Here is an 18353-nt window from a genome sequence, read left to right as displayed (position 1 = left end):
GCTCGAGAGCCTGCCGGTGGAGCACCTGGAGGCCACCGGGCCCCGGGAGGTGCGGATGACGCTCTCCCACCCGGTCTCCTTCCTCCGCTTCCGGCTCGCCGAGGTGGTGCTCCTGCCCGCGCAGACCGGGAGCTGCCAGGCCCTCGACGACCTCCAGCAGGTGATCGGGACGGGTCCCTTCCGGCTCACCCTCACCCCGGAGCCCGGCACGCTGCGCCTCCGGCGCTTCGAACACTACTGGGTGCACGACGAGGTCCTCGGCCAGCTCCCGCTCCTCGACGAGGTGGTCCTCGCCTACGAGCCGGACCCCGGGCAGGCCCTCGGGAGCCTGGCGGCGGGGAGGGCTCAGATCGCCCTCCTGTTCGAGGGCACGGGCGCCGAGCTGTCGAGCGACGCGCTGCGCGCCGCCGGCCTGCGCCGCTGGCCCATCCCGGCCCGGGGCTTCTACCTCAGTGTGCTGGAGGTGCAGTCCCCGCCCGGCTCCCCCCTCGTCGACGCCCGGGTGCGGCAGTCCCTCGGCTGGAGCCTGAACCGGGAGGAGCAGCGGACCGAAGAGCGGGCACCGATCGGCCGCTTCCTCGATCATCGCTTCGACGCCTTCTCCCCCGTCGAGACCGGCTACGGCTTCGACCCCGTGCGGGCAAAGGCCTTGCTGGAGGAGGCCGGCCTCGGAGGGGAGGAGCCCCTGCCGGTCCTGCGGCTGGGCTGCCTGACCCTCTTCGAGGAGCGCTGCGCCTGGATCGAGACCAACCTGGAGGCCCTCGGCTGGCGAGTGGATCGCCACGTCCTGCTCCTCTCGAGCCTCCAGCGCAGCATGGAGGCCCAGCAGATCGACCTCACCGTCGGTGGCTTCACCCACCCCATCTACGGCTCGGAGCCCTGGCCCTACCTCATGAACATGGTCGAGGAGCTCGCCCAGGAGCCGACCGTCAACCCCGCGCTGCGGGAGGCGCTGGACGCGCTCGATCGCAGCGAGAGCCCGAGCGAGCGCCGGGGGATCTACCAGCGGATCGAGCGCCTCCTGCTGGAGGACGCCCACCTCATCCCCCTCTTCACCGAGCCCGCCGATCGGCCCGTGGCGAGCGTCGGCCGGGTCGTGCTGCGACCGGAGGTCCGCGGGCTGCTCCACCCCGTCGAGGGTGGCCTGCCTCCCCTGCGGGGCCTCACCGGCCAGCATCAGGTCCGGATGCTCACCAACCACCACCTCGCGGGCCTCGCCCGGGTCTGGCTGGCGCCGGAGGCCGGCGAGGCGGCTAGCCCATCAGGCGAGTGACGAGCCAGTAGCCGGCGACGATCCCGACGACGGTCATGGCCGCGAAGAGGAGGGGCTTCCAGTAGCCCTTGTGGGAGAGCCAGCGCAGCACCGGCCAGGCGGCGGCGACGACCACCACCTGCCCGAGCTCCACGCCGACGTTGAAGGAGAGCAGCGCCGGCAGGAGGGCCTCGGTGGGCAGGCCCACCTCGTCGCGCAGGACGTAGGAGAAGCCGAAGCCGTGGATCAGGCCGAAGGCAAAGGTGACCGCGTAGCGCCGCCAGCCGTGGGAGATCTTCTCGCGCCCGGTGTGGGCGGCCCAGACGTTCTCGCCGGCGACGTAGAGGATCGAGGCGGCGATCGCCGGCTCGACGATCCCGGGTGAGAGGGAGAAGGCGCCGAGGGCGCTGGCCAGGAGGGTGATCGTGTGGGCCGCCGTGAAGGAGGTGATCACCCCGAGCAGGCCCCGGAAGCGGTCCGCCACCACCAGCAGGCAGATCACGAAGAGGACGTGGTCGATGCCCCCCCAGATGTGCATCACCCCCAGCCAGAGGTAGCTCCCCACCACCGAGAGGGCGCGGCCGGCCGGGCCCGGGCGATCCTCGAGGGGGATCGAGGTGCGGGCGAGGCCGGGCGAGAAGACCGTGGTGGTGACCTCGTCTCCGACCTGGATCCGGGCGAGGTGCTTGTAGCGGCCGGTCTCGAAGAGGGCGGCGTGGGAGAGGAGGAGCGGCCCCCGATCCTGGGTGCAGCGCAGGGTATCGAGGAAGAGGAGGTGGCGCTTCCCCTCCCCGAGCCGCAGGGTGGCCTCGCCGGTGGGCTCGCAGGTCTTGCCGCCCCGGCGCGCCCCGGTGGTGCCCCGGAGGTAGGCGGTGATCAGGGCCCGGTTCGGCTCGAGGTCCTCGGGATCGAGGGCTCCGTCGGCGCCGAGCTTCAGCGAGAGGGCGTCGGAGAGGTCCGGCGCGGGGATCAGCACCAGCAGATCCACCTCGTTGGCCAGCGGCCGCACCTCGACCTCGAGCCGGCTGTCCGCGGTCTGGTGGGCGAGGGCAGCCAGCGGCGACAGGAGCAGGGCGAGGACGATCGCCGGTGGGAGCCAGGCCTTCACGGCCCCTCTCCTACCCGCCGGACCCGACCCCTGGCAATGCGCCTAGTACGCCGCTGCCTCCGGTAAGAAGGTCGCGACGAAGACCCCCGGCGCCACGCAGCGCTGCTGCCCCACCGAGCCTCCCTTCGCGTCCAGCTGCAGGTAGCAGATCCGCGCGCTCTCCACCGCCTTGACCTCCACCGAGAGGCGGTGCGAGCCGCCGCCCAGATCGGCGAAGACCTCCGAGAAGACACCCTCCTCCAGCCGCGCGGGCTCCCCGTAGGTCACGCCGTGCGCGTCCACCGGCGCGTAGGCCACCTGGCCGCTCGCCCGGTTCACCTCCCGCACGGTCATCACCCAGCGCTCTCCCTTGATGGGCAGCGCGTGGTTGGGGATCGGGCCCTGGGGCTGGCTGCCGGGCGCCGGCGGCGGGAGCTCGATCATCACCGCCCGGGAGGCGGGGGGCGCCGCCGGAGTCGGGACGGCGGCGGCGACCGGAGGCGCGGCGGCCGGGGCGGGCTGCTGCCCGGTGAGCCGGGCCACGAAGGCCTCGACCCCCGGGAAGGTGGCGAGGTCCACCCGGCCCTCCCAGACGAGGGCCCCGGGCTTCTGCAGCCGGCCGATCACCTCGGCGCCCCGCTGCTCCAGGGAGAAGCGCAGCTTCTCCTCCCCCAGGGTGACCATCTTCACCGCCGAGAAGGCGAGCACCCGCAGGTCGCCATCGGCCCGCGCGAGGTAGGTCGAGAGGGGGATGCCGGGGACGGCCGCCGGATCCGGCGCGACGACCGGCTGGGTCAGCACCGGCGCCGCGCCGGCGGCGGGCTTCTGCTCGGCCTCCTCCATCCAGCGCTTGAGGGAGACCTCGAGGTCGGCGCGATCCGGGTAGTCCTCCAGATCGATGGGGACTTCACCCAGGCGCAGGGGGTACTTGTCCCCGGGCCGCATGGCCAGGGTCGCGAAGAGCCCGCGGTCGCTCCCCTCGAGGAGCACCCGGCCGCCGGTGGAGAGGTCGACCTGGCCCAGGGCCACGATCCGGGTGGCGTCCAGCCGGGCGACGAAGCCGCGCGCCCGCAGGGTCGTCTCCCACCACTGGGCCGCCGACGCGCGGCGGGCCAGGCACTCGGTGATCCGCGCCAGGAGGAGCACCGGCTGATCCTGATCGTAGAAGGGCTGCGGGGCCAGCTCGGCGAGGGCCTGCGGCGCCACGAGCCGCACCTTGTCGTGCCCCACGACCGCGAAGCGGACCTCCTGGATCGGCTCGCCACTCAAGGGGTTCACCATGGTGCCGGCCTGGACGGGGATGCGGCCGACGAGGGTCTTTCCGTCCTGAGCCAGGCCGCTGGCGATCCCTAGCGCCGCGAGCTTGCGCTGCGCCAGCTCGGCCAGCCGCTCGGGGCTGATCGTTGGTCGATTCAAGGTGTGCGCCTCTGCTGGTGGATCCCGACCGCTCCGTTGCCACTCTAGCAGAATTTTCCAGTTGCAAGCGGCGGCGGATCGGGGGCCGGCGGAACTTCGGAGGCGCCCCGCGTTCGATCGGCGAGAGAGCGAACGATCCCTGCCTCGACTTCGATGGAGGTCCCCCGATGTCCCGCCGCCTGCTGCCCCTGCTCGGTCTCTTCTTCTTCCTGGCCCCGGTCCCCGCCCTCGGCGACACCCTGGTGCCCGCCGGGGAGATCCCCCGCCTGATGGTCGAGCAGCCCGGGGGCGAGGCGGTGGCCCTGCCCCTCGAGCACACCGACGTCGCGATCGAGGTCAGCGGCTTCGTGGCCGGGGCGAAGGTCACCCAGCGCTTCGGCAACCCCTTCGAGGAGCCCATCGAGGCGATCTACGTCTTCCCCCTCCCGGAGCGGGCGGCGGTGGACGACTTCCGGATGCGCATCGGCGAGCGGGTCATCGAGGGGAAGATCGAGAAGCGGGAGGAGGCCCGGCGGATCTACGAGACCGCCCGCAGCGCCGGCCACACCGCCGCGCTCCTCGAGCAGGAGCGCCCCAACGTCTTCACCCAGTCGGTGGCCAACCTCGCCCCGGGGGAGTCCATCGAGGTCACCCTCCACTTCGTCCAGGCCCTGCCCTACGACGCCGGCGCCTTCGAGCTGGCCTTCCCGATGGTGGTCGGCCCCCGCTTCATGCCCGGCAGCCCGGCGGGGACGAGGAGCGGTGAGGGCACCCACGCCGACACCACCGAGGTCCCCGACGCCTCGAGGATCAGCCCGCCGGTCCTGCCCGCCGGGATGCGCAGCGGTCACGACGTCAGCCTGCGGGTCGAGCTCGACGCCGGCCTCCCCCTGCGCGACTTCGAGGTGCCCACCCACGACGTCGAGGTGCAGGCCGAGGGCGACGACGGCCTCTCGCTGCAGCTGGCGGCCCACGACCACCTCCCCAACCGCGACTTCGTCCTGCGCTGGTGGGTGGACGACGCGGCGGTGCAGGCGGGGCTGCTCACCCACACCGACGCCCGCGGGAAGTTCTTCTCCCTGATGATCCAGCCGCCCCAGCTCGACGTCGACGCGCTGGTGGGCAAGCGCGAGCTGGTCTTCGTGGTGGACGTCTCGGGCTCGATGAGCGGGCTGCCCCTCTGGCAGTGCAAGAAGGTGATGGGCGAGGCCCTCTCGCGCCTGCGCCCGGGCGACACCTTCAACGTGCTGACCTTCGCCGGCTCCCCCGGCCGGGTCTGGGAGCGCGCCCGCCCGGCGACGCAAGGCAACATCGAGCTCGCCCAGGCCTTCGTCGACGGGATGAGCGCCGGCGGCGGGACGATGATGCTCGACGCGGTGGCCGCGGCCCTCGAGGGTGAGGTCGAGGCGGGCCGGCACCGCTACGTCTTCTTCCTCACCGACGGCTACGTGGGCAACGAGCAGCAGATCCTCGCCTCGGCCCGGCAGTACGTCGCCGCGCACGACAGCGAGGATCGCAAGGCCCGGGTCTTCACCCTGGGCGTGGGCTCCTCGGTGAACCGGATGCTCATCGAGGGGCTGGCGAAGGCCGGCAAGGGCGCCGCCCGGGTGATGACGAACCGCGAGAGCCCGAGCGAGGCCGTGGACGCCTTCTACCGGCGGATCGATCACCCGGTGCTCACCGACCTCTCCCTCGACTGGGGCTCCCTCCCGGTGCGGCCGCAGTCGGTCTATCCGCGCGAGCTGCCCGACCTCTTCGCGAGCCGCCCCCTGATCGTGCAGGGCCGCTACGACGGCTCGGGCCGGGGGGTCATCACCCTCGAGGCCCGCAGCGAGGACGGCCGCAAGGTGCGGATGCCGATCCGGGTCGATCTGCCGGCGAGGGACCCGGCCCACGAGGCCCTGCCCTCCCTCTGGGCCCGGGAGAAGATCCAGGCCCTCGACGACTCCCTCTGGAACGCCGGCCGCGGCCTCGAGGCCCGCAAGCTCGAGGACGTGAAGGTGGCGATCACGAGGCTGGGCCTCGACTACCGGATCCTCACCGCCTACACCTCCTTCGTCGCGGTGGACCGCTCGCGGGTGGTGGGCGACGGCGCGCCGACGAAGGTGGTGCAGCCGGTCGAGGTCCCCGAGGGCGTGGACGGCCAGGCCGCCGGCGCGGTCGCGGCGGCGCCCCCGAAGCTGGCCGTCAGGAAGATGGCCCGGAAGGTCCCCCGGGTTCATACCGGCCGGGCCGTGGTGATGGGCGCCGCCTCCGGTCCCGCGCGCAACACCCGGACGAGCGCGGGCAAGCTCGGCAAGCAGGAGGCCGCCGCCAGCCAGGGCCTGCTCGGCGTCCTCGGCGGCACCAGCGTGGGCGACGTCCACGGCGCGGGCGGCCTGGGCCTGAAGGGCAGCGGCAAGGGCGGCGGTGGTGGCGCCTCGGGCAACACCTTCGGGGTCGGCAGCGTCGGCACCCGGGGTCGGGGCGGCGGCCTCGGCGGCTACGGCAGCGGCGTCGGGGGCCTCGGCGGCAAGAAGGACAGCATGATCGAGAGCGGCACCCCCAGCGTCCAGGGCTCCCTCGACAAGGAGGTCATCCGCCGGGTCATCCGCTCCCACAAGAACGAGATGCGCTACTGCTACGAGCGGGAGCTGCAGCGGAACCCGGCGCTCCAGGGCAAGGTGACCCCCACCTTCACGATCAGCCCCACCGGCAAGGTGACGGCGGTGAGGACCTCTTCCACCACCCTGAAGAACGCGGCGGTGGAGGGCTGCATCAACGCCCGGGTGAAGACCTGGCAGTTCCCCGCCCCCAAGGGCGGCGGCAACGTGCAGGTGAGCTACCCCTTCGTCTTCCAGCCCGGCGGCGCCAGCGCCCCTGCCGCCCCGGCGAAGCCCACCTCCACCTTCGGCGCGGCGCTGAAGATCGAGGGCGGCCTCGATCGCGACGCCGTCATCGCTTCCTTGAAGGGTCAGCTCGCCGGCTTCCAGCGCTGCTACGAGCAGGCCCTGACCTCCGCCCGGCCGGGCCTCGCCGGGAAGGTCGTCCTGTCGATGGCCATCGAGGCCGACGGCAAGGTCGGCGAGGTGAAGGTGCTCTCGGACGCGATGAAGGAGCCGGCGCTCTCGGCCTGCCTGAGCGGCGAGGCCGCCAGGCTCTCCTTCCCCGCGGCGAAGGACGGCCGGGCCAGCCAGCTCGAGCTGCCCCTCATCTTCAAGCCCGCCGAGTAGGCCCCCCTTCTCGTTCCGCCCGCGGTGGCGCCGGACCGCCCCTCACGGTCCCCGCCGCCGCGGGCGGGCTCCTGTCGATGCGAATCGAGCCAGAGGAGAAGACGGGGACGGTCACGGGGACGGAAGTCGAGCCGGAGACGATCCGTCCCGATCGGGCCCGAATACCGTTCCCGTCTCCGTCACCGTCTTTGCCCGTCAGTCTTCTCCGGGCCCGTGGGAGAGGAAGGCCCGGAGCTCCGCCAGCTCCTGCGGCGGCACCCGGTACTGCTCCCGGCAGAAGTCGCAGGTGACCTCGGCGACCTCGCCGGCCTCGATCATCTCCCGCAGGTCCTCGTCGCCGAGGGTGGTGAGCGCGGCGAGCATCCGCTCCCGGCTGCAGTCGCACTGGAAGTGCACCTCGCTGCGCTCGAGGAGGGAGAGGTTGTCGCCGCCCTTGCCCTCGGGACCTCCCATCAGCTCGTCGAGGACCGTCCCCACGCTGACGGTCTCACCCGCCCGCAGGAGCTCCCCGACGTAGGTCGGCACGAAGCCCTCGCGCACCCGGGCGCGCACGGCCTCGAGGGCCGCGGGGTTGCTGGTGGGCAGCCGCTGGAAGAGCATGCCGGTGCAGGCGGCGATCTCGCCTCCGGCGCCGGGGTGCGCGTGGAGCGAGACCACCGACTCGAGCTGCACCGAGGTCAGCAGGTAGTCCTCCACGGCCCGGGCCAGGCTGCGGCCCGAGTGCTCGATCGAGCCGCGGTACCACTCGCCCCTCGAGAGCTCCTGCATGACGTTCAGCAGCATCCGGCTGCCGTAGGCCGGCTGGGTCAGCGGTCCCTGCGCCGAGGGGAAGGTCACCGAGGGCACCCGGGGGAAGCCGCGCACCCCGCCCTCGGCGTCGGCGTCGGCGTCGAGCATCAGGCCCTTGATGGGGCCGTCACACTCGATCTGGAGCATCACCCGGCGGGGCTCCTTGAGCAGGCGGGAGAGGAGGAGCGCCGCGGTGAGGGCCTCGCCCAGGACCAGGCCGGCCGAGGGCGCGCAGATATGCCGCCTGCTGGCCTCGCGGGCCAGGTCGGTGGAGGTCACCGCCAGGACCCGCAAGTCCGCGTCCTGCACCAGTAATCTCAGTACGTGGTCCATGTTCTTCTCCTTTTTACTTCATCGGGGGCCGCCCGCGCGCAGGAATCCCGCCCCCGGGCCGGCGGTTCGAGGGATCGTCCATGCGCTCCTCGCTCCTCGCCGCCGCGCCCCTTGCCCTCTTGCTGCTGCTCGGGGCCGGGAGCGCCCCCGCGCCCCGGGAGGCCCCGCCCCGCCTCGCCGACCGCCTCGTCCTCGACACCCGGGAGAGCACCCTCACGCTCTATGAAGGAGAGACCCGGCTGCAGCGCTACCGGGTGGGCCTCGGCCGGGGTGGCCTGGGGAAGGAGCGCCGCGGCGACGGCAAGACCCCCCTGGGCCGCTACCGCCTGATGCGGGGCCGGGCGAGCAAGAGCTACCTGCGCTTCCTGCCGGTGAGCTACCCCGGGGTGCATGACGCGAAGCGGGGCCTGAAGAGCGGCCTCATCGATCAGGCCACCCACGATCGCATCCTCGCGGCGCACGCGAAGGGGGCGATGCCGCCCCAGGGCACGAAGCTCGGCGGCGCCATCGGCATCCACGGCTACGGGCAGAAGCTCTCCTATGTGCCGAAGGGCCTGCAGGTCTTCCACCGCTTCATCGACGGGACGCTGGGCTGCGTGCTGCTCTCCGATCGCGAGGTGCAGGATCTCGAGAAGCGCTACGTGCCCGGTGCTACCCTGATCATCCGATGAGGAAGAACGAGACCCGGGAGAAGACGGAGACGGTGACGAGGACGGCGACGGTCCGTCCCCGTAGCCGTCCCCGTTCCCGTCCCCGTCTTTTCCTCTTTATCGTTGTATTCGGGCTGCTACCCGCCTGCCTCCCCTTTCCCCACCACCAACGCCGCGCCCCCGCCCTCAGCGGTGTCGTCCACGCGGCCGACCTCCCCCGGGCCGGGGTGCGGGTCCACCGCACCCTGGGCACCCCGCCCCGCAGCGCCGCCGGGCAGTGTCTGGGGGAGGAGAGCGTCGTCACCGATGCGGAGGGCCGCTTCGCCTTCCCCGAGGTCCGGGACTTCCTCTGGTTCTTCGTCTACGGCGACCGCCTCGACACCTGGCAGCTCTGCTTCCAGCCCGAGGGCGAGGACGCCGCGGTCTACGAGGCCAGCGGCTGGTGGGGCGGCCCACCGGCGCAGGCGCTCATCTGCGCCCTCGAGGACCCCGGGCAGGCCTGCGTCGAGAGCCCCGAGAGCCCCTCAACCCCCTGAAATCACGCCCATCTGATAAGTGCCTGGCACCTATCTCTGCACCTATCTCTGATAAGTGCCTGGCACCTATCAGAAGCACCTATCAGAAGGTAGCGGAGACGGCGAGGTGGGCGCCGCCGGGGACCGGCGCGACGGCCAGGCTGACCGGCAGCTCCTTGCGGTGCAGCTCGGGCACCACCCAGCCGAGGGCCCCGCCCACGAAGGCGCCGACCAGCACGTCGGTGGGCCAGTGCTTGCCCGCCATCACCCGCATGGTGGCCATCGAGGCGGTCAGCAGCACCGCACCGCCGTAGCCGACGCCCCGCATCCAGGCCGGCCAGTCGTGGGAGAGGTCCAGGATGCGCACCGCCGCGAAGGTCCAGCCCGCGGTGGAGGAGGTGTGCCCCGAGAAGAAGGAGAGGTCGTCGTCCTGCTCTCCGAGGCGGCCGTCCCCGTCGGGATCGAGGGTGTAGGGGCGCGCCCGCCGCACCGCCCACTTGGTGATCTCGGTGGCGACCCCGACCATCATCATGGCCTCGACGTAGAGGAGGGTGCGCGTGCCGAAGCGGCCGTGCCGCGCTCCGTCGTAGGCCACCAGGCCCAGGCCCGCGGCGATGCCACCGAAGAGGAGGTAGTCGGAGACGTGGGCGACGCCCTCGTTCAGCTTCAGGACCCCGAGCGAGTCGAGGCCCTTCTTGGGCCCCACGGTCTGATCGAGGATCACCCCCTGGCGGTGGGGCGTGAGGAAGAGGGTGAGGAAGAGGGCGCCGGCCCCGAGGGTGAGCGGCACGTCCACCGTCGGCTTCACCACCAGGGCGTCGTTGGTCTCGGCCCGGGCCTCCGCGGGGTGGGCGGCGAGGGCCGCGAGGCCGAAGGCCAGCCCCAGCGCGACGAGCTTCTTCGAGAGGTGGTTCATCACCGTCATCCTTCCCTGCGGGAGGTCCCGGCCGCGAGCCAGGGCAGGACCTGCTCCATGAAGCGTTCTGGCTCCTGGGCCAGAAGATACTCGGCGTGGAGCCCCCCCTCCAGAATCCGGAGCGAGGCGCCCTCCCCGGCGAGCCGCGCCAGATCCTCGGAGTGACGGGCCGGAACGATCCAGTCGGCGGTGCCGTGGACGAAGAGGAGAGGCTGCGCGAGGCCGGCCACGACCTCTCGCGGGTGCCGCTGGCCGCGCAGGGGCCAGCCCAGCCTCGGCAGGCGCACCGGCCGCCGGGCCCGGTAGCGCAGCGTCCGCAGGAAGTGGCCGCCGAAGATCGCCGGCGCCAGGCCCCGGAAGTCGCGGGGGCCGCCCACCAGCACCAGCCGCTCGAAGGGCGCGCCCTCGGCGGCGGCCAGGAGGCTGTGGAAGGCCCCGAAGGAGAAGCCGATGGCCAGGAGGGGGCTCCCGGGCTGCTCCGCCCGGATCACCTCGACCAGGGCGGCGAGGTCCCGGGGCTCCTCGATGCCCCAGGTGAAGCGCCCGGTGGAGTCGCCGTGCCCCCGCACGTCCCAGAGGACCACCGAGTAGCCGGCGGCCAGGAGGGCCTCGCGCAGGACCCCGAGCTCCCGCATCTCCCGGTAGGAGAAGATCCCGTGAGTGACGACCACCGTGGGGCGATCCGCGGGCCCGAAGCGCTCCCAGACCAGCCGGGTGCCATCGGGGCGCTCGAGGAGGCGCGCCCCGCTCACGGTGAATCCTTGGCGCTCGGTGACGTCGATCGTATCCTGCTGTCTTCCGGAGGACACTTCGACATGCGTCGCTTCCTGCTCATCGTGGCCCTCGCCCTGGGCGCCCTCGCGCTCTCCACCTCACTTGCGCCCACCTCCGCGCCGGCTCAGACACCCCAACACATCCGGGTGAAGGTGGGCTCGTCCACCACCATGCCCATCGGCGGGGCACCGAAGGAGGTCTCGGTGGAGAACCCCGAGATCGCCACGGTAGAGGTCCTCGAGGACGGACGGGTCAAGGTGACCGGCGTCGCCGAGGGCAACACCACCCTGATCGGCATCGGCGCCGACGGTGGCGACCTGGTCATGCCGATCATGGTCGAGAAGAAGGAGTAGGCGGGCCCACCCCTCCTTCGAGAGACGGCGCGGCGCGCCCATCGATCAGGCGTTCTTCTGCGCCTCGCCCTCGGCCGGCTTGGCGTTGCTCACGGGCTTCGCCGAAGCGGCGCCGCCGCTCTTCATCGAGCAGTTGCCCTCGAAGATCACGCCCTTCTCGATCTCGATCGCCGGCGTGTTGATGTTGCCGTAGACCCGCGCGGGGCGGTGGAGATCGACGGACTTGGTGGCGACGATGTTGCCCTTCACCTCACCGTTGACGTTCACGGAGCCGGCCCGGATCTCGGCCTCGACCTTCGCGCCGTCGCCGATCACCAGGATGTCGTCGGTGAAGATCTCCCCCTTGAAGTTGCCGTCGATGCGGACGGTCCCCTCGAAGGAGAGCTTGCCCTCGAAGCTGGCGCCACGGCCGAGCAGGGCGTTGATCTCTCCGGTCTGCTTCTCTTCCCGGGCCATCCTCTTCTCCTTGCTTGGGGGGGGGCTCACCGCCGGCGGCGTGGTGGCCTTGGGGGCGGCGTCGGCCTGCTCTTCCGAGCTCGTTTCCTTGTTCCAGAAACCCATGGAGTTCCCTGTGTAGTACGGGGTCGTTGTCTAGGGAATCACTCACTCACCCAGAATCTTCCCGACCACCCGGTCGAGGCCATCGAGGTCTCCGTAGGTGATCAGGAGCTGTCCCTTGCCCCCGCGATCCTCGAGCTTCACCCGGCAGCCGAGCGCCGCCTCGAGCTTGCGGACCAGGTCCCGGGTGGCCGGCGTGTCGGTGAGCTTCTTGCCGTTCTTCTTGTCCGCCTTCGGCCGCTCGGCCTTCAGCAGCGCCTGGGTCTGGATCACGGTGAGGCCCTCGGCCAGCACCTTGCGGGCGAGCTCCTCGAGCTTCTTCTCGTCGGCGGAGAGGAGCACCTTGGCGTGACCCATGGTCAGGCGCCCCTCGTTCACCGCGTCGCGCACCGCCTCGGGCAGCTTCAGGAGCCGCACGGCGTTGGCCACCGTCGAGCGCTTCTTGCCGACCAGGCTGGCGACCTCCGCCTGGGTGGCGGGCCCCGTCTCCATCAGGCGGCGGTAGGCCTCGGCCTCCTCGATGGGGGTGAGGTCCTCGCGCTGCAGGTTCTCGATGAGCGCGATCTCGAAGGCCTCGGCGTCGTCTGCCTCCTCGATCACCACCGGCACCTCGGAGAGGCCGGCCTTCTGCGCCGCGCGCCAGCGGCGCTCGCCGGCGATGATCTGGAAGGCGCCGCCGTGCCGGCGCACGAGGATCGGCATGAGCACGCCGCGGTCCTTCACCGAGGCGGCGAGCTCGGCGAGGGCGTCGTCCTCGAAGCGGCGGCGCGGCTGCTCCTTGTGGGGGGCGAGGCGCTCGATGCCGACCTGCAGGACGCGGCGAGCACCATCGCTCTTCTCGGTCTCGGCGGTGGTGATCAGCGAGGAGAGGCCGCGGCCGAGCGCGGCGCGGCGGGGAGGTCGCTGGGCGCTCATGGCTGGGCTCCGGCGCTGCCGAGGGTGGGGGCGGGCGGGGTGTCGCGATCGATGATCGCCTCGGCCAGGCCGAGGTAGGCCTGCGAGCCCTTCGACTCCACGTCATAGAGGAGGATCGGCTTGCCGAAGCTCGGCGCCTCCGAGAGCCGCACGTTGCGCGGCACGATCACCTCGAAGACCTGCTCCTGGAAGTAGCGGCTCACCTCCTCGCGCACCTGGTGGGCGAGGTTGTTGCGCTTGTCGAACATCGTCAGGAGGATCCCCTCGACGGCGAGCCCGGGGTTGAGGCCCGAGCGCACCAGCTCGAGGGTGTTCATCAGATCGGAGATCCCCTCGAGGGCGTAGTACTCGCACTGCAGCGGGACGAGCACCGAGTGCGCCGCGACCAGCGCGTTGAGGGTGAGCAGCTCGAGGGAGGGCGGGCAGTCGATGAGCAGGTAGTCGTAGTCGTCGACCACGGCGGCGAGCGCCTGCTGCAGGCGGTACTCGCGCTGCTCCATCTCGACCAGCTCGACGGTGGCGCCGGCGAGATCGCGCGTCGCCGGGATCACGAAGAGGTGCGAGAGCTCGGTCGGCTGCACCGCCTCGGCGGGGTCGATGGCGCCGAGCAGCACCTCGTAGGTGCCGCGCTCCACCTCCTGCTTGTCGAGGCCGAGCCCCGAGGTCGCGTTGCCCTGGGGATCCATGTCCACCAGCAGCACGCGCCGCTCCGCCGCCGCCAGCGAAGCACCGAGGTTCACCGCCGTGGTGGTCTTGCCGACCCCACCCTTCTGATTGGCCACCGCGATGATGCGTCCCATGGAAGGCGGGGAGGTAGCACGCCTGGGTCGACCCGGCAAATGCGCTGCAGCGCTTCCCGGGAGCGGATCGCGGAATGAGGCAGCAAATCCAAATAAAATCAGTTATTTACAATTTGTCTTTGGACCTCGATTTTCTTTCCCCCGCGGCTGAACCTTCCGGCGCCCCCGGGCGCTTCCAGAACCATGATGACCCCGATCCTGGACGACCTGCCGGAGACCCCCGACGCGCGGCCGCGCCCTCCCTCCCGCTGGCGAAAGCGCCTGCGCCGGGCCACCCTCGTCCTGGCCGGCCTCTCCCTGCTCGGCCTCGGCTTCCTCCACTTCTTCGGGGACAACGTGCGCGCGCTCTTCCTGTACAGCGGCGACATCTGCCCGGGCCCCCACCACGAGATCAGCGCCCACGAGAACGGCCGGGCCCTCCGGGAGGTCGCCTACGTGGGCTGGGACCTCGAGCCCTCCCCGGGCCGCCCGGCCACCTCGCGCCGGGCCCGCACCCTCGAGGAGCACCGCCTGGCCCGCCTGAAGGCCGAGGAGATCTGGCGGAGCACCGCCCTCCGGGCCCAGGAGATGGCCCGGCGAGAGGCGGCCTTCGACCGCTCCCGGCAGAGCGTCTGGAGCTACCGCTACCCGCCCAACGACCCCTGGAAGGCTCCCTGATAGGTGCCCCCTGATAGGTGCCAGGCACTTGGCAGGGCACCTGGCAGGAGGCCCGGTGAGCGATTGTTCCACGTGGAACATCGCTCGTCGCCGGCTGGCCGGGGCGGGAGTGTTCCACGTGGAACACTCCTCCGGGGGCGCGGATCAGTCGCCCCAGACGACGACGGTCCGCTGGCCGGCCTCTCCGGGGAGCTCGCCGGACCAGGAGGCCACCCGCCGCAGGTTCGCGGCCTCCTCCTCGCCGGCGAGGTCCTCGGCCCCGGCGAAGGCCGGACCGAGCATCCCCACGATCCTCCCGCCCGGCCGCCGGTAGGGAGAGAGCCAGCCGAGCAGCCGCTCGGGCCCCCGCACCGCCCGGGAGAGGATCAGGTCCGCCGCCTCGATCCCCTCCGCGGCCGGGTCGCCCTCGAGCCCCCGGCCCACGACCCGGACCCGCTCCTTGAGCTCCAGCCCGGCGACCGCCGCGTTGAGGAAGGCCGCCTTGCGCTGATCGACCTCATAGAGGCGAAAGTGGACCTGGGGCCAGACCGCCGCCAGCACCAGGCCCGGGAAGCCGGCGCCCGAGCCCACGTCGATCGCCTGGGTCCCCTCAGGCGGGTCCATCACCAGGCAGACGGTTAGGCTGTCGACGAAGTGCCGGACGGCCAGGGCCTCCACCGAGGGGTCCCCCACCAGGCGGACCCTCGCCGACCAGCGGGCGATGAGGGCGGCGTGGGCCTCGAAGCGCTCCAGGGCCTCCGGGCCCGGCCGGAGACGAGGGTCGAGCGCGAGCGCGGCCTCCTCGACCAGGCTCCCCAGAGAGCGGCCACTTCCTTCCCTACCCACAGCTTCCCCCAACCCCCAAAAGGGCCTCTTTTCCGGGAAAAACAGGCAAACCCTGCATCTCCCGGGAATCCTCTCCACACCTCATCCACAGGCCCCCGCGAGGTGGACCGCGACCACATCCAGGGCCGCGGGGGTGACTCCACTGATCCTGGAGGCTTGGCCCAGGGTCCGGGGACGGTGGGCGCTGAGCTTCTCCACCACCTCCCGGGAGAGGCCCGCGAGCCCCTCGAAGGAGAAGCCCTCCGGGATCTCCAGACCCTCCATCCGGGAGAGCTCGGCCAGCCGCCGATCCAGCCGTCGGGCGTAGCCGGCGTACTTGATCTCCACCTCCACCGAGAGGGCCTCCTCTCCCCGGAGCCAGTCCCGGCCGGGGAGGAGCGCCCGGAGATCCTCGTAGCGGGTCTCGGGCCTTCGCAGGAGGACCGCCAGGGGCTGCCTCGGTCCGCCGTCCTCCGGCGCCGGCGCCAGGGTCTCCTCGAGGTAGCGCAGCTCGGCCTGCGTCCTCTCCGCCCGGCGCTCGAGCGTCTGGAGGTGGTCCTCGTCGAGGAGCCCCAGCTCCCGGGCCCGCGGCAAGAGCCGCACCCCGGCGTTGTCCTCCCGCAGCCGCAGGCGGTGCTCGGCCCGGGAGGTGAACATCCGGTAGGGCTCCCGGGTCCCAACGGTGGCCAGGTCGTCGATCAGGACCCCGAGGTAGGCCTCGTCCCGGCGCAGGATCACCGGGGCCTCGCCCGCCAGCCACCGGGCCGCGTTCACCCCCGCCAGCAGCCCCTGGCCCGCCGCCTCCTCGTAGCCGCTGGTCCCGTTGACCTGGCCGGCAAAGAAGAGCCCCGCGATGCCCCGGGCCTGGAGGCTGGCCTGGAGCTGGCGGGGGTCGAGGCAGTCGTACTCGATGGCGTAGCCGGGCCGGAGGATCTCCACCCGGGAGAGCCCGCGGATGCTCCGGAGGAAGGCGAGCTGGACCTCCACGGGCAGGCTGGTGGAGAGCCCGGCGGGGTAGACCTCGTCGGTGTCCAGGCCATCGGGCTCGAGGAAGACGGTGTGCTCGGCCCTGTCCGGGAAGCGGTGGACCTTGTCCTCGACCGAGGGGCAGTAGCGCGGGCCGGTGCCCTCGATGGTGCCGTCGAAAATTGGAGACAAACTCTTGTTATTATTGATTATTTCGTGAGTCGTCGCGTTGGTCTCGGTGATCCGGCAGGGCCGCTGGGGCAAGGTGGGGAAGGCCTCCGGACGGGTCCGCAGCGAGAAGGGCCTCGGGGGTTCATCCCCATGCTGGAGCTCCAGCCCTTCCGGATCGATGGTGCGGCCGTCCAGCCGGGGCGTCGTGCCGGTCTTGAAGCGGCGAAGCTCCAGGCCGGCCTCCCGCAGGGAGCGCGAGAGCCCCTCGGCGGCCGGCTCCCCCTCCCGGCCGCAGGCCTCCCGCCGCTGCCCGACGTGCGCCACCCCTCCGAGGAAGGTGCCGGTGGTGACCACCACCGCCCGGGCGCGGATCGTCTCGCCGCTCTCCAGGACCACCCCGGTCACCCTCCGGCCGGCGCCGGTGGGCTCGAGCAGCAGCGCCTCGACCAGGCCCTCCCGGACCTCGAGCCCCGGCGTGGCCGCGAGCAGGCGCTGGACCTCGAGGGCGTAGCGCCGCCGGTCCACCTGCGCCCGGGTGCCCCGCACCGCCGGACCCCGGCGGGTGTTGAGGGTGCGGAACTGGATGCCCGCCCGATCCGTCGCCAGCCCCATCAGCCCACCGAGGGCGTCGATCTCCCGGACCAGGTGCCCCTTGGCCATCCCCCCGATGGCCGGGTTGCAGCTCATCCAGCCGATCCGGTCCTCGCGCAGGGTCAAGAGCAGGGTGCGCCGCCCCGAGCGCGCCGCGGCGTGGGCGGCCTCGCAGCCGGCGTGGCCGGCGCCGATCACGATGAGGTCGGGGTTCGAGATCATCAGCCGCGTCTATATGAAGATCGCGAACCGGGGCGTCAACCGTGTTCCTGGACGGCTCCCCTCTCCAGATTTGCTACATTGATCGAGGCGCCTCGCCGGGCGCCCGACCTGGAGGGGTCCCCAAGAGTGCATCACCTCGCTTCCCGCACCCCGCGCGCGCTGCTCGCCGCGCTGGCAATCCTCGCGCTCTCTTGCGGCGGCGTCGGCGGTGGGGGCTCGGGGTCGGACGCCGGCGTGGGCGGCCGAGACGGCGGCGCCCCCGACGGAAGCGTGAGCCCTCCCCCCAAGCTGCTCCTCGCTCACGCAGGCAACGACCGGATGGTTCGACCCGGGGTGCTCGTCCAGCTCGACGGATCGGCCAGCCTGGCCCTCGGCTACGCCCGCCTCACTCAGGCCTGGACCCAGCTCTCGGGTCCGCCGGTGACCTTGAGCGATCCCTCGACCCGCTCGCCCCGCTTCCGGGCGCCGGCAACCTCGGCCGACCTCGACTTCCGCCTCGAGGTCTTCGCCGAGGACGAGGTGCGCTCCGACTTAGTCCGGATCCTGGTGCGGGAGAGCGTGCGGGACACCCCACCCTTCGCCAGCGCCGGCGCCGACCTCGCCCTGGCGCCGGGTGAGACCACGACCCTCTCCTCGGCCGGCTCGACCGACGCGGACCAGGACCCCCTCGAGGTGAGGTGGCTCTCCACCCTCGGCGACCTCCTCTCCCGGGAGGCCTCGCTCGAGGTGGATCCCGGGGACGCCCTGCTCACCCACCGCCGCCTCGTCGTCACCGACGGCCTGCTCGAGTCGAAGGACGACGTCCTCCTCTGGGCCGATCCCGCGCTCGTCGGCCAGCACCCCCCCGAGGTGAGCTGGACCACCAACCACGTCACCGATCCCGGCGTCGCGGTGGTGCTCTGGGGCACGGCCGAGGATCCCGAGGGCGACCCGGTGCGCCTGCGCTGGCGGCAGCTCGACGGACCGCTGGTGACCCTGGAGACCGACAAGCTGCGGGCCCGCTTCGTCGCCCCCCGCCAGGTGACCCTCCTCCTCTTCAAGGTGCACGCCTCCGACGGCCTGCTCTCCTCCGCGCCGCTCCCGGTGATCGTCGAGGTCACCGCCGGCGAGGGTAACCATGCGCCGAGCGCCGACGCCGGCGCGGATCTGGTCGTCGGCCCCGGCGCGACCGTCACCCTCGACGGGACCGGCTCCTCCGATTCCGACGGCACCCCGATCGTCGCCTGGGAGTGGCTGCAGATCGGCGGCCCGCTCATCGTCCTCGAGCAGACCGATCAGCCCGTCCTCTCCTTCGAGGCCCCGGCCGATCCCACCACCCTCGTCTTCACCCTCACCGTCTTCGACGACCAGGTCGCCTCCGAGGCGGACATGGTCTCGGTGAGGGTGGAGTAGC

At 72.1% G+C, this 18353-nt stretch carries 17 protein-coding genes; 7 read left to right on the top strand and 10 right to left on the bottom strand.

Annotated features, from left to right (window positions below):
• Nucleotides 1-1273, top strand: a 1273-nt coding sequence (locus tag P1V51_05825) for an ABC transporter substrate-binding protein (GenBank protein ID MDF1562539.1), incomplete at its 5' end; no start/stop codon positions are given.
• Here the strand turns inward: P1V51_05825 and P1V51_05820 are convergent.
• The gene (locus tag P1V51_05820) at nucleotides 1254-2360 is read right to left on the bottom strand and encodes a HupE/UreJ family protein (GenBank protein MDF1562538.1); all 1107 of its coding nucleotides are present in this window, start codon (nucleotides 2358-2360) and stop codon (nucleotides 1254-1256) included. The genes P1V51_05825 and P1V51_05820 overlap by 20 nt on opposite strands.
• A gap of 42 nt (nucleotides 2361-2402) precedes the next feature.
• On the bottom strand, nucleotides 2403-3755 hold the full coding sequence (locus tag P1V51_05815; protein MDF1562537.1) for a hypothetical protein: 1353 nt from the start codon (nucleotides 3753-3755) through the stop codon (nucleotides 2403-2405).
• Between the two features lie 167 nt (nucleotides 3756-3922).
• Here P1V51_05815 and P1V51_05810 point away from each other — a divergent pair, with 167 nt between their 5' ends.
• Nucleotides 3923-6946 (top strand): AgmX/PglI C-terminal domain-containing protein, encoded by a 3024-nt coding sequence (locus tag P1V51_05810; protein MDF1562536.1) that lies wholly within the window; start codon nucleotides 3923-3925, stop codon nucleotides 6944-6946.
• A gap of 195 nt (nucleotides 6947-7141) precedes the next feature.
• On the opposite strand, the gene P1V51_05805 is transcribed toward P1V51_05810, so the two are convergent.
• A complete protein-coding gene (locus tag P1V51_05805) occupies nucleotides 7142-8068 on the bottom strand; it encodes an Hsp33 family molecular chaperone HslO (GenBank protein ID MDF1562535.1) in 927 nt (308 codons plus the stop codon).
• 80 nt (nucleotides 8069-8148) lie between these two features.
• On the opposite strand from P1V51_05805, the gene P1V51_05800 reads away from it, so the two are divergent.
• Nucleotides 8149-8739, top strand: a complete 591-nt coding sequence (locus tag P1V51_05800; GenBank protein ID MDF1562534.1) for a L,D-transpeptidase — start codon at nucleotides 8149-8151, stop codon at nucleotides 8737-8739.
• A 206-nt stretch (nucleotides 8740-8945) separates the two neighbouring features.
• On the top strand, nucleotides 8946-9254 hold the full coding sequence (locus P1V51_05795; GenBank protein ID MDF1562533.1) for a hypothetical protein: 309 nt from the start codon (nucleotides 8946-8948) through the stop codon (nucleotides 9252-9254).
• Between the two features lie 82 nt (nucleotides 9255-9336).
• Here P1V51_05795 and P1V51_05790 read toward each other — a convergent pair whose 3' ends face one another.
• The gene (locus P1V51_05790; protein MDF1562532.1) at nucleotides 9337-10149 is read right to left on the bottom strand and encodes a phosphatase PAP2 family protein; all 813 of its coding nucleotides are present in this window, start codon (nucleotides 10147-10149) and stop codon (nucleotides 9337-9339) included.
• Between the two features lie 5 nt (nucleotides 10150-10154).
• Complete coding sequence (locus P1V51_05785) at nucleotides 10155-10901, bottom strand: alpha/beta fold hydrolase (protein MDF1562531.1); 747 nt, start codon at nucleotides 10899-10901, stop codon at nucleotides 10155-10157.
• A 63-nt stretch (nucleotides 10902-10964) separates the two neighbouring features.
• Between P1V51_05785 and P1V51_05780 the strand changes: the two genes are divergently transcribed.
• Nucleotides 10965-11276 (top strand): pilus assembly protein N-terminal domain-containing protein, encoded by a 312-nt coding sequence (locus tag P1V51_05780; GenBank protein ID MDF1562530.1) that lies wholly within the window; start codon nucleotides 10965-10967, stop codon nucleotides 11274-11276.
• A gap of 45 nt (nucleotides 11277-11321) precedes the next feature.
• Here P1V51_05780 and P1V51_05775 read toward each other — a convergent pair whose 3' ends face one another.
• The 3 genes from P1V51_05775 to P1V51_05765 form a co-directional block, all read right to left on the bottom strand.
• The gene (locus tag P1V51_05775; GenBank protein ID MDF1562529.1) at nucleotides 11322-11732 is read right to left on the bottom strand and encodes a polymer-forming cytoskeletal protein; all 411 of its coding nucleotides are present in this window, start codon (nucleotides 11730-11732) and stop codon (nucleotides 11322-11324) included.
• A 147-nt stretch (nucleotides 11733-11879) separates the two neighbouring features.
• Nucleotides 11880-12749 (bottom strand): ParB/RepB/Spo0J family partition protein, encoded by an 870-nt coding sequence (locus tag P1V51_05770; GenBank protein ID MDF1562528.1) that lies wholly within the window; start codon nucleotides 12747-12749, stop codon nucleotides 11880-11882.
• On the bottom strand, nucleotides 12746-13549 hold the full coding sequence (locus P1V51_05765; GenBank protein MDF1562527.1) for an AAA family ATPase: 804 nt from the start codon (nucleotides 13547-13549) through the stop codon (nucleotides 12746-12748). Before P1V51_05765 ends, P1V51_05770 begins: the two co-directional genes overlap by 4 nt.
• Before the next feature lie 183 nt (nucleotides 13550-13732).
• Between P1V51_05765 and P1V51_05760 the strand changes: the two genes are divergently transcribed.
• Nucleotides 13733-14206, top strand: a complete 474-nt coding sequence (locus P1V51_05760) for a hypothetical protein (GenBank protein ID MDF1562526.1) — start codon at nucleotides 13733-13735, stop codon at nucleotides 14204-14206.
• Between the two features lie 144 nt (nucleotides 14207-14350).
• Here the strand turns inward: P1V51_05760 and P1V51_05755 are convergent, their stop codons facing one another.
• Both P1V51_05755 and mnmG read right to left on the bottom strand, forming a co-directional pair.
• Nucleotides 14351-15031, bottom strand: coding sequence for a class I SAM-dependent methyltransferase (locus tag P1V51_05755; GenBank protein MDF1562525.1), 681 nt, complete (start codon nucleotides 15029-15031; stop codon nucleotides 14351-14353).
• Nucleotides 15032-15112: 81 nt separating this feature from the next.
• Nucleotides 15113-16960 (bottom strand): tRNA uridine-5-carboxymethylaminomethyl(34) synthesis enzyme MnmG, encoded by a 1848-nt coding sequence (mnmG, locus tag P1V51_05750; protein ID MDF1562524.1) that lies wholly within the window; start codon nucleotides 16958-16960, stop codon nucleotides 15113-15115.
• A 126-nt stretch (nucleotides 16961-17086) separates the two neighbouring features.
• Between mnmG and P1V51_05745 the strand changes: the two genes are divergently transcribed.
• On the top strand, nucleotides 17087-18352 hold the full coding sequence (locus P1V51_05745) for a hypothetical protein (GenBank protein MDF1562523.1): 1266 nt from the start codon (nucleotides 17087-17089) through the stop codon (nucleotides 18350-18352).
• Nucleotide 18353 lies beyond the last annotated feature (1 nt).

This window comes from Deltaproteobacteria bacterium, assembly GCA_029210625.1.
Taxonomy (GTDB): Bacteria; Myxococcota; Myxococcia; order SLRQ01; family SLRQ01; genus JARGFU01.
The sequence above is the reverse complement of the archived record's forward strand: the minus strand, read 5'-3'. Positions and strand labels throughout refer to the sequence as shown.

Coding starts and splice junctions, on each gene's coding strand:
- P1V51_05780 (MDF1562530.1), top strand. CDS start 10,965: ATGCGTCGCTTCCTGCTCATCGTGGCCCTCGCCCTGGGCGCCCTCGCG.
- P1V51_05805 (MDF1562535.1), bottom strand. CDS start 8,068: ATGGACCACGTACTGAGATTACTGGTGCAGGACGCGGACTTGCGGGTC.
- P1V51_05810 (MDF1562536.1), top strand. CDS start 3,923: ATGTCCCGCCGCCTGCTGCCCCTGCTCGGTCTCTTCTTCTTCCTGGCC.
- P1V51_05770 (MDF1562528.1), bottom strand. CDS start 12,749: ATGAGCGCCCAGCGACCTCCCCGCCGCGCCGCGCTCGGCCGCGGCCTC.
- P1V51_05790 (MDF1562532.1), bottom strand. CDS start 10,149: ATGAACCACCTCTCGAAGAAGCTCGTCGCGCTGGGGCTGGCCTTCGGC.
- P1V51_05800 (MDF1562534.1), top strand. CDS start 8,149: ATGCGCTCCTCGCTCCTCGCCGCCGCGCCCCTTGCCCTCTTGCTGCTG.
- P1V51_05760 (MDF1562526.1), top strand. CDS start 13,733: ATGATGACCCCGATCCTGGACGACCTGCCGGAGACCCCCGACGCGCGG.
- P1V51_05765 (MDF1562527.1), bottom strand. CDS start 13,549: ATGGGACGCATCATCGCGGTGGCCAATCAGAAGGGTGGGGTCGGCAAG.
- P1V51_05775 (MDF1562529.1), bottom strand. CDS start 11,732: ATGGCCCGGGAAGAGAAGCAGACCGGAGAGATCAACGCCCTGCTCGGC.
- mnmG (MDF1562524.1), bottom strand. CDS start 16,960: ATGATCTCGAACCCCGACCTCATCGTGATCGGCGCCGGCCACGCCGGC.